Genomic DNA, 17,992 nt, shown 5'->3' with positions numbered 1-17,992 from the left:
TAATGCACAATAAAAAGGATGTCGCTGCTATCCTTAACGCGGTGTGTTAGTTATTGAATTGAAATTTTGGCACCATTAAATAATTTTGCTTCTGCAGTTACGATATACGATTCGTTTTCAGTTAATCCCGATAACACTTCAACCATATCGCCATACGTGCGCCCTAATCGTAACCAACGTAAAACGGCAGTTCCACTCTGACTTGTAGTATACACACCCGTAAGTTGTCCGCGGGTAACTAGTGCAGAAGTTGGAATTAATATCATACTTGATGCCGATGCTTTTTTAGCGACAGGAAACTGAACCGTTGCAAACATTCCCGATAATAAAGGGGCTTCTGTTTTATTTAAAACCACTTTAACTAAATATTGTCCGCCAGTATGCTTTGCAGAAGTACTCACTTCGGTGACTTTTCCAGTTACCGTTTTGTTGATAGATTTTACTGTAACGTTCACATCTGTGCCGGTTTTAATCTCAGAAATTTCATTTTCTGGTATCATAGCCAATACTTCAAATAGACCTGGCGCTTCAACAGAAATTAAAGGCATTCCTGGATTGGCCATATCACCAACTTCTATGTTCTTACTGGTTACTATTCCAGAAAATGGCGCTTTAATGTTAGAATATGCAAACTGGGAATTTACTTCGTTTTTCATTTGATTCGCAGCTTCTAAACGGGCTTTAGCCATTTCAAAGTTGGCTGTCATGTCATCCATTTCTTTTTGAGAAGCACTATTATCGGCAAATAAATTTTGGAATCTGTTATAGTCTTTTTCAGCATTGTTAAATGCAGCAGTAGCCTCAGTAATACTCGCGTCTACTTGTGCACTTTTAGCTTGTAAATCGGCATTATTTATAGCGATTAATAATTGACCTTTACGTACTTGGTCTCCAACATTCACAGGGATACTATTTACATAGCCCATAGAACGTGTGCTTAAATCGGCACTGTTTTTAGCTTGAATTTTTCCGCTAGCAGTTACAAACGGATTGTTTTGGTTGGTTTGTATAGCGCTTACCGTTACAGCTATTGGTGACGTACGGTCTACGTCTACTTTTTTCTCGTCACTTCCACAACTTGTCGTGAATATGGATACTGCAATTAAGGCGATTATATAAGTGTATGTTTTCATCTTGATAAATTAGTCTTTAGTTAAAAATTGTAAATAGGCTTGTGCGTAATTGTATTCAAAAACAGTTTGGTAATACTCTAATTGTTTTTTTGCGTATTGGGTGTCTGCCAATAATAAATCTGTTGTTTTCTCTAAACCTTCACCAAATCTGCTGGTTCTTATTCTTAAAGATTCTTTAGATTGTTCTAAGGCTAAAGCCGTTAATTCTAGTTTGCTTTCTGCGTCTAAAAGCATGCGTTTTGCTTTGTTAAGCTCTAACTGACTTTGCGATACATATTGCTCGTATTGATATTTAGACTTTTCGAATTCTGCTTTACTTTTTTGTGCTTTACCAAAGCGTTTAGAACCTTGAAACACATCCCAGCTTAATTGCGCACCAAACATATAACCGCTCGCATCTGCATGGAAAATCTGGTCGTCGTATAACTCGTAACTTCCAAAAGCATTCAAACGCGGTAAGAATGCCATTTTATCTGCTTTATACATGTCCTGATAAGCTTCTGTAGATAATTGCATGGCTTGAATATCTGATCTGCTTTCAGAAATAGTTTTATCAGTTAAGCTTAGTATGTTTACTGTTAAACTGTCTGTAGGTTGGTAAATAACATCTGTTTTATCATTGATTAAAAACGAAATGTAATCTGATGCATTTTGCACATTACTCTTCGCAGATTGCAACTGGTTTTTAACATCGTTAACACGCACGTCTACAGACAACACATCTGCACGTTGTAAATAGCCTTGTTTAAAACTATTATCGGCTAATTTTTTATTGGCCAGTGCAGCTTCCAATGCTTTTTCCAACACATCTACAGCTTTATAAGCCAACTGTAATTGCATATAAGCTTTATCTACTTCAAACGTTAAATAGTCTGTGGTACGCTCGGTTTGCAGAGCCATAGCATGCATTTTTGTCTTAGCGGCTTTACGCTGATACACGCCATCTACATTAACTAACGGTTGTAGAATTTCAAATTTTGTAGCGTAATTTTCTATTTGAGAAGGATCGTTCAACAGATCCGGATTAAAATCGTTAGCCGTTAAAATTTCTTGATTTAATTTAGACCCAAATGCCATTAACGGATTTGTGGTCGCTAAAGCTGTATGAGATGCTGTAATATTTGGTAAATACACCGCATTGGTTTGTCTATAATCTGCTTGCGCTTCATTATATTCTTGTTCAGAAATTTTTATAGATCTATTTTCTTCCATAACTTTTGTTAAGACTTCAGCTTTTTTAATTGGGGTAATATTTTGTGCTTGAAGCCAGATTGTAAATAGAAAAAAACTAAATACTAAAAGGTGTCTTTTTTTCATTTTCATGTAATTTATTGAGTCAAAAATAGAGCAATAAAATACGGTGGTCAGTTACTTAGGTTACTTAAGGAAATATAAAATGGTTGTATCTTTTTTAAGATGTATCTATCTGATATATAGTTTGTTTTAATCAAATGTATTTTTGTGTTTTTATACACTACAGTCTTTTAAATCTGTAAACAAAGCTTTAAGGAAGCGGCAATTTATTATAAAGCAGTTGCGATTAATATGAAGGAAGAAAATAGGCTAGAATGTTAGCAGCTTTAGGTTGCTAAAAAATGGTAAAAGATTTCAAAATTGATGTGTTTTCAAGCCGTGAATTGGATATATAATTAATGCTTCTGAATTTTAAAAAAGAGTTCTCTACCTGCTCTAGATTCATGCGAATTATAACAGGCTTCCATGGATTGGATTTTAAAATTTTCTTTGAAATAACCGTGATATTCGTCTTGATGTCCGCCAAAAGGAGGATGGTCTTGATATAACGGAACATTAAAAAGTAAGCCCACAACCTTGCCTTTTGTGGCTAATAAATTGTGAGTTTGTTTAGCATATTCTGGCCTTAAGTTGGGCGTAATGGCACAGAAAAATGTTTGTTCAATAATTAAATCGAAAATCATGTCAAGCTCAAAAAAGTTTTTCTGAATGATATGAGCTTCGGGAAAAGTAGGCACGCGATTTTTAAAATGTTGTAAAGCGATTTCAGAAACATCTACAACATATACATTTTTAAATCCGTTATTATGTAAATATTCGGCTTCATGCGCATGTCCGCCACCAGGAATTAAAATACGTAAATCGGTATTTGTTAATTGATCAAAATAAGATTTTAAAGGCGGAGAAACCGCCCCTAAATCCCAACGTGTATCTTGATTTTTGTATTTAGTATTCCAAAAGGTTTCAGTTAAAGCCATATAAAAAATTAATTGTAGCCTAAAATACCATTTTTTAGATCGTAAATTTCAGTAAATCCTAATGCCGATAATTTTTTAGTGCTTTGTCTGCTTCGAGCACCGCTTCTGCAATAAACATATACAGCCTTGCTTTTGTCTAATTTCTCTAATTGTGCATTAAAATTAGCAGAAAAAGCATCTATGTTTTTAGCTCCTTTAATATGACCAGATTTGAATTCGTTAGGTGTCCTTACATCTATCAATTGCACTTTCTTTGCAGAAATCGCTGCTTTAAAATCGGAAGCATTTAAAACTGTAATGGCTTCATCTTTTTGTGAACTTAATCCAAATAATGAACTTAATAATGACATATTGTTATAGTGTTTATTTTATGTATGGTTTATAATTTGATTGCTTTAATGTGATTTCTACCTAATTCAATTTTGTTTAGCTTTTCTAATTTTTTTAAAAGCCTAGACACCACAACTCTAGAGGTATGTAAATCGTATGCAATCTCTTTGTGTGTTTTATGTATAATAGTCGTGTGATTTACTCTGGATTGATCTTTTAAATACTGTATTAAGCGCTCGTCCATTTGTTTAAACGCAATATTATCTAGTGTAGATAGTAGTTCTAGTACTCTGTTGTGGTAACTCTCTATTACAAAATTGCGCCAAGACTCATATTTACCCATCCATTCGTCCATTTTATTTACAGGTACTAAAATCAATTTGACTTCGGTTTCTGTAAACGCTCTAACATTACTCTTTTTATGATCTATACAACAAGCCATTGTCATGGAACACGTGTTTCCTTTTTCAAGATAATACAGGAGTAATTCGTTACCATTATTATCTTCTCTTAAAATTTTAATGACTCCCGAAATGAGTAAAGGCATAGATTTTACATAATCGCCAATTTCAATCATTTTAACGTGCTCGGGTATTATTTTAATCATTCCAACTTTCGCGATATCTTCTAGTAATGCATCTTCTAAAACATGCCCATAACACTTCTGTAAGTCCTTTATCATAATCTGTATTATTAAATTGAAATTGGCACGTATTTTTTGAATGCTTACAATAGCATTTATTGTAATGTTTTTTCAAAATTACAGTTTAATGATGGTTTGTAAAGTGACTTATGTTACTTACTAATTATTTTGTTTCTAGTAGGTTAAAGCGTTAGGGTAGGAGTCGGTTTTGTTTTTAAATAAAGTATGATAAGGAATGAAAACTATATAATTTCCAATTTTGTATAATCTATTAGAAAAGATGTCAAATGTATTAACCGAAATGTTTGCAGATTTGCAGTATGAAACACATATCTAATTTCGGAATTTTTACAGTTTTACTAATAAGTAGTTTAACTATAATGGTAGGCACAGTCATTGCGCCATCTTTAGGGCGTATTGTCTCTAATTTAAAATTTGACTATTCTCCAGGCTTATTAATTACATTACCAGCTTTGGGTGTTGTGGTTTTTGCGCCTTTTGTTGGAAAGATGTTGGGTAAATTAGGCTCGATTAAAATGTTGTGTTTAGGGTTGGTGCCTTATGCGCTTTTAGGAGTTGCTGGAGGATTTATTACAAACGACTATGTATTAATCGCAGATCGTTTTTTACTTGGAGGTGCAACAGTCATGTTACAAGTATCTGTAACTTCTTTTATTGTTGAGGTATTTCAAGGTCCCGATCGTATGAAACTCATTGCGTGGCAAGGTATGTCTATAGAACTTGGAGGTGTTATCTTTTTATCTATAGGTGGTATACTCGGGGAATGGCATTGGCAATATCCATTTTATATTTATTTGGTGGCATTAATATGTTTGGTTCTGGTAGTTAAAACCCTAACTAAAGTAAAAAAAACAGATCATTTAAAAGATAATTCAACGGTATTGAAAGTAGAGCATACATCTAAAGTCAGGCTTGTATTCTTTGCATCAATGGCAGCTATGGTCTTGTTCTTTGTAAGTTTTGTGTCGTTACCATTATACTTGCCAGAAGCGTTTAGTTTTAGCGATTCTATAACCGGATATTATATGGCTTTTATATCGTTAATTGCTATCATTACCGCAAGCCAAATGCCGAAAGTAGTGAGTAAATTAGGCGATGGTAATACCGTAGGACTTGGTTTTGGTTGTTTTATGTTTGGATATATTGTCTTGGCTATGTTTACCAGCTTACCTTTATTAATACTAGTTGCAATTTTAATTGGGATCGGTTTTGGATTTACCATTCCGTTGTTAAACCATATGATGATTGAAGCGAGCTCAAGTAAAAATCTGGGTAAAAATTTAGGCTTGTATTCCATGGGTGTTTTTGGCGGACAATTCTTATCGACATTCATAGAATACTTATCTCACGATTATGCTGTTATTTTTGGTTGTGCCGCAGCTATGGCTTTACTTTTTGGAGTGGTTTTAATCTTAGCCTTTAAAAAAGTAGACGCGAATTAAATTAGGTTTATTATAATTGCATTTAAATTCTATTTTAAATGTAAATGCGTAAATTAAACTGGATACATAAAATTAAGATTACAACAGGTCATTATACACAAACTAAATTGTTGTCTGAGAATGCATTCGGTATTTATTTTGAGTTTTTAAATGATGCGACTATAACGGTTAGTTTTAAACCTTTAAACGATGTCTTTCCTGAAGATATTAGTGAAAGTTCTTCTGGCGTATTGCTTAATTTTGAAAGAGAATTAATTGAAGAAGACGATATTGAATACGCATTAGAAATTATGCTGTTATTTAACACTTCTAAACGTATTAGAATAGAAGATGCAAATCAATCCGCTAAAATTAAAAGTGTAATTGATTTGATTACAGATGAATTTTTAAGTGAAAAGGCATCATATATTGTGCTTAAAACAGTGTTAAAGGTGTTAATGTTACACTTAATACGTTTTCAGAATAACACATTTATCGATCAGGATTTAAATCAGAAACGTGTATTTCAGTTTTTAAAACTCATGGAAACCTCTTTTTTAAAAGAAACAAAAGCGGATTATTATGCTAACGAAATGGGCATAAGCGAAAAACGATTAAATCAGATTTTAAAAGAAAAACTGAATGTTACTGCAAAACAAATTATTCAGCAACGCCAAATTACAGAAGCTAAACGCCGTCTTGTTAAAAGTGAAATTACTATTAAAGAGTTAGCCTATGTTTTAGGCTTCGATTCTATGAGTAGTTTTTCTAGATTTTTTAAAAAGTTTGTACAAGTAAATCCGTCTACATACAGATTAGAACATACTTAATCTTGTGAAGTAAAACAATTTTATATTGTCGCCTTAAGCGGATTTCAGAATCTGGAATTTTGCTAAAAATAAATTCAACTACACAAAATCCTGAAATCCGTTTATAGCGGCTATATTATCAATTTAAGCTTTCAAATTTACTATAGTTCGACCTTTTAACTGGCCTTTAAGCATTAATTGAATGTTTTGGTTTACATCTTCTAACGTAACTTCATGAGCTGTGTGTTCTAATTGTTCAGGTTTCCAAGCATGAGCTAATTTTTCCCAAACCTTTGTGCGGTCTTTCATTTTAGAATTCTGAGAGTCAATTCCAACTAAAGTAATTCCGCGTAAAATAAATGGAAATACGGTTAACTCTAGTTTAGGAGAAGCAACGTTTCCACAACACGTAATGGCGCCCATCGGGTGGGTTGTTTTTATGATGTTTTCTAAAATTACACCTCCAACGGTATCAATTCCACCAGCAAATTGTGGTTTTAATAACGGTTTGTTAGCCATGTTTTCAATCTCTTCACGCAATAAAATTTCTTTAGCGCCTAGATTTAATAGAAAATCTTTCTCTGATGCTTTACCCGTAACAGCTACAACATTGTAGCCCAATTTGCTCAATATAGATATGCTTAATCCACCAACACCACCAGTTGCACCAGAAACAACAATGTTTCCGTCTTCAGGTTTAACCAATTCTATAAGTCTTTTTACAGACATACCAGCGGTTAATCCTGCAGTACCATAAATCATGGCATCTTTCATACTAAGTTGCTCCGGAAGCTTCACCGCCCAAGCCGATGGGACTTGAATGTATTCGGCAAATCCGCCATCGGTATTCATTCCTAAATCATAGCTCGTAACTATAACTTGGTCACCAATATTCCATTTCGGATCTGTAGATTCTTTTATTATTCCCACTGCATCGATACCTGGTGTGTGCGGGAAATTTCTTGTGACTCCTTTGTTTCCAGAAGCCGATAATGCATCTTTATAATTTAAAGAACTGTAATGGACTTTAACACGTATTTCATCTTGTTCTAAAGGACTAAATGCCATGTCTTTAATCGAACAATTATAACTGCCATCTGCTTCTTCTACTCTAAATGCTTTAAATGTTGAATTGACTTGTTTCATCTTTAATCTATTAGTTTTACTTATTTTTGTATAAAGATCAGTATAATAATGTTAATAATCAACCGCTTACAAAAAGTGCGTTAACGAACATTTTGTGCAGATTTGTATGTTTACAGTACCTTAAGAGCGAAAAAAAATGAAAAAAAGTTATTGTCCGATAGACACATTTATAAATACAGTAAAAGGAAAGCGTAAAGGGACAATAATCTTGCATTTATACCAAGGCGATAAAAGATATAGCGAGTTGGTTCGATTGCTAACAGATATTAGTGAACGTATGCTTACCAAGCAACTAAAAGAGTTAGAAGCAGACGGTTTAATAAAACGTACCGTGTTTCCAGAAGTGCCACCTAGAGTCGAGTATAGTTTAACCGATCTTGGCAGACAAATTCGTCCGGTGTTAAAAGAAATGTATAAGGGGGGAATACTTTTTGAAGACAGTATTGTAGATTCTGAAGTTTAAAATCCTGCACAAGCTTTAAGAAAGCTAAGATTCTTTTTTTGAAAAGTTGATTTTGTTTTTCACTACTTTCGCAAAAATATTTTTTGGATGTCCATCACACTTTTATCATCGCCTTTACAAGGATTTACAGACTTTCGTTTTCGAAATGCATTTCATCAGTATTTTGGCGGGATAGATACGTTTTACGCGCCATATATACGGTTGAATGGGAAGATGGTTATTAAGAATAATTATCAGCGCGATTTAAATCCAGAACATAATACGGTCCCGCATTTAATTCCTCAGGTTATGACTAATGACCCAGATGAATTTTTATTTGTAATTAAATATGTAGAGTCTTTAGGATACACCGAATTAAACTGGAATTTAGGGTGTCCGTATCCCATGGTTACCAAACAAGGTATGGGATCTGGTATGATTTGTAACCCTTCAAAAATAGACGATGTGTTGCATAAAGCCCATAACGAAAGCGACATTACCATTTCTATGAAAATGCGCATGGGCTACGACGATCCTACAGAAATTCTTGGTGTGTTCCCTATTCTAGAAAAATATCCTATAAAAAACGTGGCTATTCATGCACGAATAGGAAAACAATTATACAAAGGTGGAACAGATTTAGAAGCCTTCCAAAACTGTGTAAATCAAAGTCCGCACAAATTATATTATAACGGCGATGTCACGAGTGTGGAAGCATACAGAGTGCTACAAGAACATTTTCCTAGTATAGACCATTGGATGATTGGCAGAGGTTTAATTGCCGATCCTTTTTTACCACAAATGATACAAGATAATACAACGACATACCCTGAAAATAGATGGGAAATATTTAAGGCATTTCACGATACTATTTATCAGCAATACGACGAAGCTTTATCTGGACCTATGCCTATAAAAATGAAAATGTTAGGGTTTTGGGAATATTTTTCACAATCGTTTAACGATCCAAGAAAGGTGTATAAAGCCATTAAGAAAAACGGAAGTCCGAGAAATTATAAAGCGACTGTTAGCGAAATTTTTGCTAAGCAAAAATAGCCTAAATTCTTAATTTTTAATGCCCTTGTGTTGAGTTTTATAAAAATATACGACTACTCAATAAAGTTTGATTTTTATAGCACACTTGGGGACGTAGGTGTTCTACGTCAAAATACATTATCTTTATATCATGAAAGAAACACTCATACAACAAGCTGAAATTTTTGTTAGTGATTTATTTGAAAGACAACTTTCACCTAAAAATTATTACCACAATATAGAGCATACTCGTAATGTTATAGATACGGTTATGTTATTGGCTAAGATGGAAAATTGTACAGCACACGATACGTTGCTATTACAATTGGCTGCCTGGTTTCACGATACGGGTTATGTTAAGGTAGACGATGGGCATGAAGTAGAAAGTGTAGGTATTGTGCATCAGTTTATGAAAGATGCAAGTTTATCAGAATCAGATTTATCAACCGTTGAACAATTAATTTTAGTTACAAAAATAGGTGAGGAGCCTAAAACATTACTTCAGAAAATAATTAAAGATGCCGATTGTGCGCATGTTGCTTCAGAAGATTTTATTGAAATTTCTGACCGTTTAAGACTAGAGTTAAAGTATAAGAAGGAAGAAGAGATTTCTGAATTAGACTGGTTAAAGCAAAACAAAGAATTTATTTTTAAGCATAAATTTTATACCACTTTCGCACAAGTAAAATTACAGCCTAAAAAAGAAATGAACGCTTACGAGCTTCAGAAAAAAATAAATAAGATTGAAAAAAAGAAGGCCAATAAGTCTGGTTCTCAAAAAGTAGGTCGCGGTGTAGAAACCATGTATAGAGTAACCCTTAGAAATCACATGACACTAAGTGGTATTGCAGATTCTAAAGCCAATATTTTATTGTCTGTTAACGCGATTATTCTATCTGTAGCCCTTTCTAATTTGGTTCCGAAGTTAGATAATGCCTCTAACTCTTTTTTGGTATATCCCACCTTAGTACTTTTAATCTTTACAGTCTCTGCGATAGTGTTGTCAGTAATCTCAACACGTCCAAATGTATCGAGTACAAATGTTGTGACTAGAGACATGATTAAAGCAAACAAAACAAATATTCTATTTTTCGGAAATTTCTATAAAATGACATTAGAAGATTTTGAATGGGGCATAGATTATTTAAAAGAAAATGAAGATAAATTATATAGCTCTCTAACCAAAGATTTGTATTATTTGGGCTTGGTTTTAGAGCGAAAATATAGGTTGCTAAGGCTTACTTATACTGTTTTTATGGTAGGTATTATTGTATCTGCTTTAACATTTATTATTAGCTATCATTATTTAGTAACCGTCAAGTAAAAACTATTATGGAACAATTAATAAAAGGACCATTTAAACCCGTTATTTCATTCAGGTATGTCAAGTCAACATTTAAAAAACTATTGGCTTCAGCACAACCTATGGAACAGTTTTTGGCAGAACAGGTACTCTCTATTTTAGACAAAAATCCGGAATTAGTAACCGGTATTCGTTCCTTAGAAGTCTTTAAGACGTACAAGGAAGAGATTGATAAATTAATGGCATTTTTATTTCCGCCAGCCTTAAGTCAAAATGAAATTAAAGCGGCTTTATACCCATATTCTAACGAATATTTCTACGTTTCTAAACGTTTCCAGAAGATTATAGATGAAACACCTTCCGAAGTCAATGAAGTTTTAAGACGGCTGTATAAAGACAACGAGAGTTCTATAGATTTAAATCCGTATGCGATTATTTTAAATACATATTATGGCTTTAATGTCGATTTTGAACGGCCTAAACAAATTCAACTTGAGGATGCTAATGGAACACTAAGAACATATAGAATGACGTTTAATGCCGATTTCTTAAATATTTATCCCAACGAAAATGCCGTAGAAATTACACCAGAAATTTTAGACGAACTGCTAGATAATGCTCAAGATAAATCGGTTTGGGATCGTTACTTTCCAAACGATTCTTGGACTGTAGAAGGGTTTGGACTAATAAGTATGATAGATACTACTTTAGATGAACGAATTGATGAATTTAAAACACATCTTATAGAAGGAACATCAGAAAATTCTATACAAATTTTAGAAGATGTCCGTAAAATCTTTAACATAGACAATCTAGAATTCGGAAATTATATAGTAGATAAAGGTGTGTTATTTCAACCATTAGGCGTTGGTGTACATGCTTTAACTTTACAAGAAGGGCACTCTTTATCGTGTAAATCTTACGCATGTAAACATGTGCATGAGTCTTTATTCGTTAAACATAATCCCGTTATAATATCTAACGTGCCTAGATACCATGAACAGACTGAAGGAAATAATTTAAGTCGAAGATTGGTAGAAAAAGGATTTAAAAGTGCCATATTATTACCTATTCAAATAAAAGGTAAACTTCAGTTTATAGTAGAATTAGCGGCTTACGAAATCAATCAATTAAATGCCATAAATAAGGTGAAGTTAGACACTATTATGCCATTTATTTTAAGTCATTCAAAACGCTCTTTAGATGAATACGAAAATAAAGTAAGTGCGGTAATACAAAACCAATGTACGTCAATTCATTCAGCAGTAGAGTGGCGATTTATAGAAGAAGCTCATCGATTTATACAAGGACGCGAAGCAGGAATTTCTCCTAGTTTTAACGAAATTACGTTTGAAAATGTACTGCCTTTATATGGGCAAATAGATATTGTTGGCTCGTCTGCAGCTAGAAATGATGCTATTAGACAAGATTTAAGCAAAGCGCTAAAACAAATTAAAAACATATTAGAAGATGTTTTAGCCACGCAAAGTATGCCGTTTTACGAGCAACTGGTATATAAAATTGATAAGAGTATTTACGAGTTAGAGGCTTCGTTTACTAACAATACAGAACAAGAAATACATCTGTTTTTAGAAAAAGAGATTTATCCATTATTTAAGTATTTTAAAGCTTCAGGAATGGTTAATGACGATATAGATTATTTTTTAAACACGGTAAATCAGGACAAGCAATTGTTCTATTCGGCTAGAAAAGAATACGATCAGACTATTAATAGCATCAATAAAACCATGTCTATATTTTTAGATGTAAAGCAGGTGAATGCTCAAGCTATTTTTCCACATTATTTCGAAAAATTTAAAACCGATGGTATTGAACATAATATGTATGTAGGGCAATCTATTTCCCAGCATAATGAGTATCATGAATCTATGCTATTTAATTTAAGGTTGTGGCAATTACAAGTCATGTGCGAAATGGAAGCTTTGTATTATAAACATCAACAAGATTTCCCTGTTAAGTTAGACGTTACTTCTCTTATATTGGTTTACGATGTTCCTTTAACAATTCGTTACCGTATAGATGAAAAACATTTTGATGTAGATGGCGCCTATAATGTCCGTTACGAAATGATTAAAAAACGAATAGACAAAGCATTAATTAAAGGTACCACAGAACGTATAACTCAGCCACATAAATTATGTGTTGTTTACTCTACAAGTACAATAGAACGAGAATATTTAAATTATTTTGAATTTCTTCAATCTAAAAATTATATAGGGCAAAATATAGAAATTGTTGAGGTTGAAGAGCTTCAAGGTGCAAATGGTATAAAAGCCATTCGAGCAGATATTAATACAGGTTTAGAGCATGCCGGAACGGTGTTTTCTATTGCAGATATAGTAGCAGCAATTTAATCGCAACTTCAGTTTATGAATAAATTTTTACTTTTTTCACTTTTTTTAACCTTAGCAAGTTGTGCCACTTTCGAGTCTAGTCATTCCTTACAAGATGGTGCAACACTGCAAGATATTAATAGCGAAACCTTAAATGTCTTTTTGGTAGGCGATGCTGGTAAGCCTGAAAATGGAAAAGCACCCAAAGCGCTTTTAGAAATGCAAAAGCAATTTTCAAAAGCGACAAAAGAAGATTTATTGTTCTTTTTAGGCGACAATATTTATCCAAAAGGGTTCCCTGATAAAGGCGAAAAAGGACACGATGCCGCAAAAGAAGCTATGGAGTTGCAATTGGAGGTTGCCAAAACTTTTCCAGGATCTGTATATGTTATACCAGGGAATCATGATTGGTATAGCGGAATAAAAGGGTTAAAACGTCAGGAAAAATTAGTAGAAGATGCCTTAGGAAAAAACACATTTAAACCTGAAGATGGTTGTGGTATCGATCGAATAAATATTAGCGACGATGTGGTTTTAATTTTAGTAGACTCGCAATGGTATATTACCAATTGGGATAAACAACCGACTATAAACGACGATTGCGAAATTAAAACACGGGAGCAATTTTTAGACGAATTTAAAAGTGAAGTTAAAAAAGCAAGGGGTAAAACAACTTTAGTTGCCATTCATCATCCTATGTTTAGTAATGGTCCACATAATGGGCAATATACGTTCGCAGAACATATGAAACCGTTGCCTATAATAGGAACGCTTAAAAATATTTTAAGATCTACAACAGGTATTTCTAATGCAGATATGTCTAATTGGTTTTATAACGACATGCGTAAACAACTCATTGCAGCTGCCCAACAAAACGATCATGTTATTTTTATATCGGGACATGAACACAGTTTACAATTTATTCAGTTAGACAATTTAACTCAAATTATTAGTGGATCTGGATCTAAAACAACTGGTGTAAGAACCCGTTCTCAGGATCAGTTTGGTGCTAGTGAAAATGGTTATGCCGTATTAAATATTCATAAAAACATGGCTACAGATGTGCAGTTTTTAACTGCAGAACACAACGAAGTGGTTTTTAGAAAAAACATTCATAAGGCTGTAATTCCAAATAGAACAACCTATCCAAGTAAATTTCAGGACTCCATTAGAGCTTCAGTTCTAACAACAGAAAATACTACAAAATCTTCCTTTTATAAGTTCTTGTGGGGCGAGCGTTTTCGCGATTATTACAGCACTCCAGTTTTAGCAAAAACATTAAATTTAGATACGCTTTACGGAGGAGTGATTCCGATTAGAAAAGGTGGTGGAACACAATCCAAATCGTTGCGCCTAGAAGATCGCAATGGAAAACAGTATGTAATGCGTGCTTTAAAAAAGAGTGCAACGCAATATATTCAAGCCGCAATGTTTCGGGATCAATATGTAGAAGGCCAGTTTGACGATACTGCGGCCGAAGCTCTGGTGTCTGACGTCTTTACCGGAGCACACCCTTACGCACCATTAGTTATAGATGTGTTGTCTGATGCTATTGGCGTTTATCATTTAAATCCGAAACTGTATTATGTGCCTAAACAAAATGCTTTAAAAGAATTTAATTCAGAGTTTGGTGGCGAGTTATACTTTCTTGAAGAGCATGCTTCAGAAGGTCATATGAATTTGGCTGGAGAGCATTTTACAGGAGATATTGAAAGTACGCTCGATGTGTTTGAAGAAATTCATTCTGATGAAGATGTGGTTTTAGATCAAGAAAATTACGTAAAGGCTAGATTGTTCGATATGCTTATTGGAGATTGGGATAGACACCAAGACCAATGGAGATGGTTAGAATTTAAAGAAAATGGACAAAAAGTATATAGAGCTTTGCCAAGAGATCGCGATCAAGCATTTTCTAGAATGTCGGAAGGTTTTATGCTAACAGCCGGTGTCGCTTTAATTCCCGGAGCCCGAGTACTTAGAAGTTATGATGAAGATTTAAGAGATGTGAGAGGTGTTAACGCAGAACCTTTTCCTCTAGATGTGGCGTTTATTTTAGATGTAGAAAAATCTGTTTGGGATGCCCAAGTCGCCTACATTCAGGAGCATGTTACAGATGACGTTATCGATAAAGCCTTTTCAAAATTTCCTGAAGAAGTTCAAGATCAATCCGTTTTAGAAATAAAAAAACTTATTAAAGCACGTCGTAAAAATCTTAAAGATATATCTAATCGTTACTACGAATTAATAAGTAAATATGCAGTGATTACTGGAACAAATAAAGACGATTATATTTCGGTGAATAGCCTTGAAAATGGTCATGTTGAAGTGTCAGTGTTAAGGAAGAAAGACGATACAGTAAAAGACCAGTTTCACCATAAAATATACGATCCTAAAGTCACCAAAGAAATTTGGGTATATGGTTTAGATGATGATGATACTTTTGTGGTTTCAGGTAAAAGTAAACGGATTAAAATTAGATTAATAGGCGGACAAAATAACGATGATTACACCATTGAAAATGGTAAAAATATCGTGATTTACGATTATAAATCTAAAAAAAACAATACAATTAAAGCCCAGTCTGCTAAAATTAAACTGACAGACGATTACGATACACAAGTATATAATTATAAAAAATTTAAAAGTAATACCAATCAAATTCTGCCCGTTATTGGTGCAAATCCAGACGACGGATTAAAACTGGGAATTTCAGATACCTATACCACATACGGTTTTGAGCGTAATCCGTTTACAAGTCAGCATCAATTTAAAGGTGCCTATTATTTTGCGACAAGCGGTTATGAGTTATTTTATAGTGGCGAATTTGCACATGTCGTTGGACATTTAAATTTAAAAGTTCAAGCCGATTTTCAAAGTCCGAATTACACCTTGAATTTTTTCGGATATGGTAATGAAACATCTAATCTAGATGATGACTTGGGCATAGATTATAATCGTGTAAAAGTTAGAAGTTTTGGTGTGGCGCCAAGTTTAGTTTGGAATTCGTTACGTGGGAGCACTGTAGATTTTGGAATTCATTATAAGACCACAGAAGTTCACGATTCTTCAAATCGATTTGTAGATGACGACGGAACAACTTTACCACATTATATATTTGATGAGGTACAATTTGCTGGAATACACACAGGATATCATTTTTCTAATTATGATAATCAAGCTTATCCAACACTGGGATTAAAATTTGATTTAGAAATAGGGTATAGTCAAAATTTAGATATTAGTGGCCGCGATTATGGTTTTGTGATTCCTAAATTATCTATTGCACATAAATTAGACCATTCCGGACGTTTGGTATTAGCAACCACATTAAAATCTCAGCTAAATATCGGAAACGATTATGAATTTTATCAGGCAGCATCTGTAGGAGGTGATGACGGATTACGTGGTTTTAGAAACCAACGCTTTACTGGGAAACGTTCTTTTTATCAGAATTCAGATTTACGCTATAGTTTAACCAACTTAAAAACACCAATACTTCCAATTAAAATTGGTATGTATGGAAGTTTCGATTACGGACGTGTTTGGTTATCTAAAGAAGAATCTAACAGCTGGCATAATTCTTATGGCGGTGGAATTTTTGTAAATGGAGCTGAATTGCTAAGTGCAAAATTAGGGGTGTTTAATTCTGTAGATGGAATACGTGTTGCTTTTGGTTTAGGATTCGGATTTTAATTATTAAGAAACTAATTCGTAAATAACTTGATTGGTGTTTAGGTGTTTAATACTGTTTTTTTGTAGATAAACTCTAAGATAAAACAACTTAAAATGATACTTAGAGATACAATTACGCCTGTTTTATTTGTAGAAAACTGTTGAATAATTAAACTCACAAAAGCTAAAAAACAGAGTGCACTGGCTATGATGTGAATCCATTTTCTTGAGCCTAAGATATCGTGTTTTTTATATCCTATATAATTTACAATGCCAAAAACAAGTAAGAATCCTGCGCTTCCTGCTGTAGATATACTTTGTAAGTTAAACAGATTTACAAGGAGTATAGAAAGTAGGGCGGTAACTAACAATCCGATAGGTTTGCCTAAATACTGATGGCAGAAATATTTTGGTAATTCTTCATCTTCAGCAATATCAAAATTTACTCTTCCGCTTCCTAAAACTGTGGCGTTAATAGCAGAAAATGTTGAAATTAATGCTGTAATAGTAATAATAGTAAACCCCAAATGTCCTAATGTAGGTTCGGCTGCTTTGGCTAACACGTAATCTTGAGCATCGGCTATTTGCTCAAAAGGTAAAGAGCCAACCGTAACTATTGCAATTAATATATACAAGATAACTACAAATCCTACAGCGCCAAAATATGCTTTTTCAGTGTTTTTTTCTCTGTCTTTTAGATCTGAAATAGAATTTGCAATCAACTCAAAACCTTCATAAGCAACAAATATTACCATCCCTCCAGTGAGTAACGACAGCGGACTTTCCCAATGTTTTGGAGTGAGTTGCACGAGATGTTCTGGATGACTCACAAATCCGTAGAAACCAACTCCTATAAATACAATTAAAATGATAAGTTTAATAACTACCGCAACAGATTCAATTCTACTTACAAGGGTTACACTTAAATAATTAATACTTAAGGCTAATGCAATTATAGCCGTTTGTAAAATATGGGTGTCTAAAACGGTATCTCCAGTTAAAACTATTAATGTTGCTCCATAAGATCCAAACGCAGAGGCATAAAGTGCCAACATGACGATGTAGCTTATCCAAAGTAAATTATTTATAGATCCTGCCAAAATTCCATTGCCAAATTGCTGATGAATAAATTTTACAGTCCCGCCATTCTCTGGGTAACGTTTAGATAATTTAGAATAAGAATATGCGGTAAGTAATGCAATAAGACCGGCGAATAGAAAGGCAATAGGTGTTCCGCCTTTAGCTAAAGAAACCGCGAGTCCTAGAACGGCAAAAATTCCGCCACCAACCATACCTCCAATTCCGATTGAGATGGCATCCTTTAAACTTATTTTTTCAGACATAACGTTTTGTTTTCGGGTGTGGTTTATAAAATAATCATCAAGGTAATAAATATATAGCATCTTAATAATGCTGATAGTATTGTATAGCTTCCTTTTAGGAAATTATTGT

14 protein-coding genes are annotated in these 17,992 nt (G+C 33.7%); 7 read left to right on the top strand and 7 right to left on the bottom strand.

Annotated features, from left to right (window positions below):
• Positions 1-50: 50 nt before the first annotated feature.
• From AST99_RS01985 to AST99_RS01965, 5 genes are all read right to left on the bottom strand, one after another.
• Positions 51-1,133 (bottom strand): efflux RND transporter periplasmic adaptor subunit, encoded by a 1,083-nt coding sequence (locus AST99_RS01985; RefSeq protein WP_057778586.1) that lies wholly within the window; start codon positions 1,131-1,133, stop codon positions 51-53.
• A 9-nt stretch (positions 1,134-1,142) separates the two neighbouring features.
• Positions 1,143-2,450, bottom strand: coding sequence for a TolC family protein (locus AST99_RS01980; RefSeq protein ID WP_157486276.1), 1,308 nt, complete (start codon positions 2,448-2,450; stop codon positions 1,143-1,145).
• A 332-nt stretch (positions 2,451-2,782) separates the two neighbouring features.
• On the bottom strand, positions 2,783-3,364 hold the full coding sequence (locus AST99_RS01975) for a class I SAM-dependent methyltransferase (protein WP_057778582.1): 582 nt from the start codon (positions 3,362-3,364) through the stop codon (positions 2,783-2,785).
• An 8-nt stretch (positions 3,365-3,372) separates the two neighbouring features.
• Positions 3,373-3,714, bottom strand: coding sequence for a rhodanese-like domain-containing protein (locus AST99_RS01970; RefSeq protein WP_057778580.1), 342 nt, complete (start codon positions 3,712-3,714; stop codon positions 3,373-3,375).
• Positions 3,715-3,743: 29 nt separating this feature from the next.
• Positions 3,744-4,376: a Crp/Fnr family transcriptional regulator gene (locus AST99_RS01965; RefSeq protein WP_057778578.1), complete on the bottom strand. Its 633-nt coding sequence runs from the start codon at positions 4,374-4,376 to the stop codon at positions 3,744-3,746.
• A gap of 281 nt (positions 4,377-4,657) precedes the next feature.
• Between AST99_RS01965 and AST99_RS01960 the strand changes: the two genes are divergently transcribed.
• The gene (locus AST99_RS01960) at positions 4,658-5,800 is read left to right on the top strand and encodes an MFS transporter (protein ID WP_057778577.1); all 1,143 of its coding nucleotides are present in this window, start codon (positions 4,658-4,660) and stop codon (positions 5,798-5,800) included.
• A gap of 44 nt (positions 5,801-5,844) precedes the next feature.
• Complete coding sequence (locus AST99_RS01955) at positions 5,845-6,609, top strand: helix-turn-helix domain-containing protein (RefSeq protein ID WP_057778575.1); 765 nt, start codon at positions 5,845-5,847, stop codon at positions 6,607-6,609.
• Positions 6,610-6,732: 123 nt separating this feature from the next.
• Here AST99_RS01955 and AST99_RS01950 read toward each other — a convergent pair whose 3' ends face one another.
• Complete coding sequence (locus tag AST99_RS01950) at positions 6,733-7,734, bottom strand: YhdH/YhfP family quinone oxidoreductase (RefSeq protein WP_057778573.1); 1,002 nt, start codon at positions 7,732-7,734, stop codon at positions 6,733-6,735.
• Between the two features lie 136 nt (positions 7,735-7,870).
• Between AST99_RS01950 and AST99_RS01945 the strand changes: the two genes are divergently transcribed.
• From AST99_RS01945 to AST99_RS01925, 5 genes are all read left to right on the top strand, one after another.
• A complete protein-coding gene (locus AST99_RS01945) occupies positions 7,871-8,197 on the top strand; it encodes a winged helix-turn-helix transcriptional regulator (RefSeq protein WP_057778571.1) in 327 nt (108 codons plus the stop codon).
• A gap of 87 nt (positions 8,198-8,284) precedes the next feature.
• On the top strand, positions 8,285-9,232 hold the full coding sequence (locus tag AST99_RS01940) for a tRNA dihydrouridine synthase (protein ID WP_057778569.1): 948 nt from the start codon (positions 8,285-8,287) through the stop codon (positions 9,230-9,232).
• 130 nt (positions 9,233-9,362) lie between these two features.
• Positions 9,363-10,535 (top strand): Pycsar system effector family protein, encoded by a 1,173-nt coding sequence (locus AST99_RS01935; RefSeq protein ID WP_057778567.1) that lies wholly within the window; start codon positions 9,363-9,365, stop codon positions 10,533-10,535.
• 8 nt (positions 10,536-10,543) lie between these two features.
• Positions 10,544-12,889, top strand: coding sequence for a hypothetical protein (locus tag AST99_RS01930; protein ID WP_057778565.1), 2,346 nt, complete (start codon positions 10,544-10,546; stop codon positions 12,887-12,889).
• A gap of 15 nt (positions 12,890-12,904) precedes the next feature.
• Positions 12,905-16,561, top strand: coding sequence for a metallophosphoesterase (locus AST99_RS01925; protein WP_057778563.1), 3,657 nt, complete (start codon positions 12,905-12,907; stop codon positions 16,559-16,561).
• A 38-nt stretch (positions 16,562-16,599) separates the two neighbouring features.
• Here AST99_RS01925 and AST99_RS01920 read toward each other — a convergent pair whose 3' ends face one another.
• Positions 16,600-17,883, bottom strand: a complete 1,284-nt coding sequence (locus AST99_RS01920) for an APC family permease (protein WP_057778560.1) — start codon at positions 17,881-17,883, stop codon at positions 16,600-16,602.
• Positions 17,884-17,992: the final 109 nt, after the last annotated feature.

The organism is Formosa algae, from assembly GCF_001439665.1.
GTDB lineage: Bacteria > Bacteroidota > Bacteroidia > Flavobacteriales > Flavobacteriaceae > Formosa > Formosa algae.
This window is presented reverse-complemented; position numbering and strand designations above follow the sequence as displayed.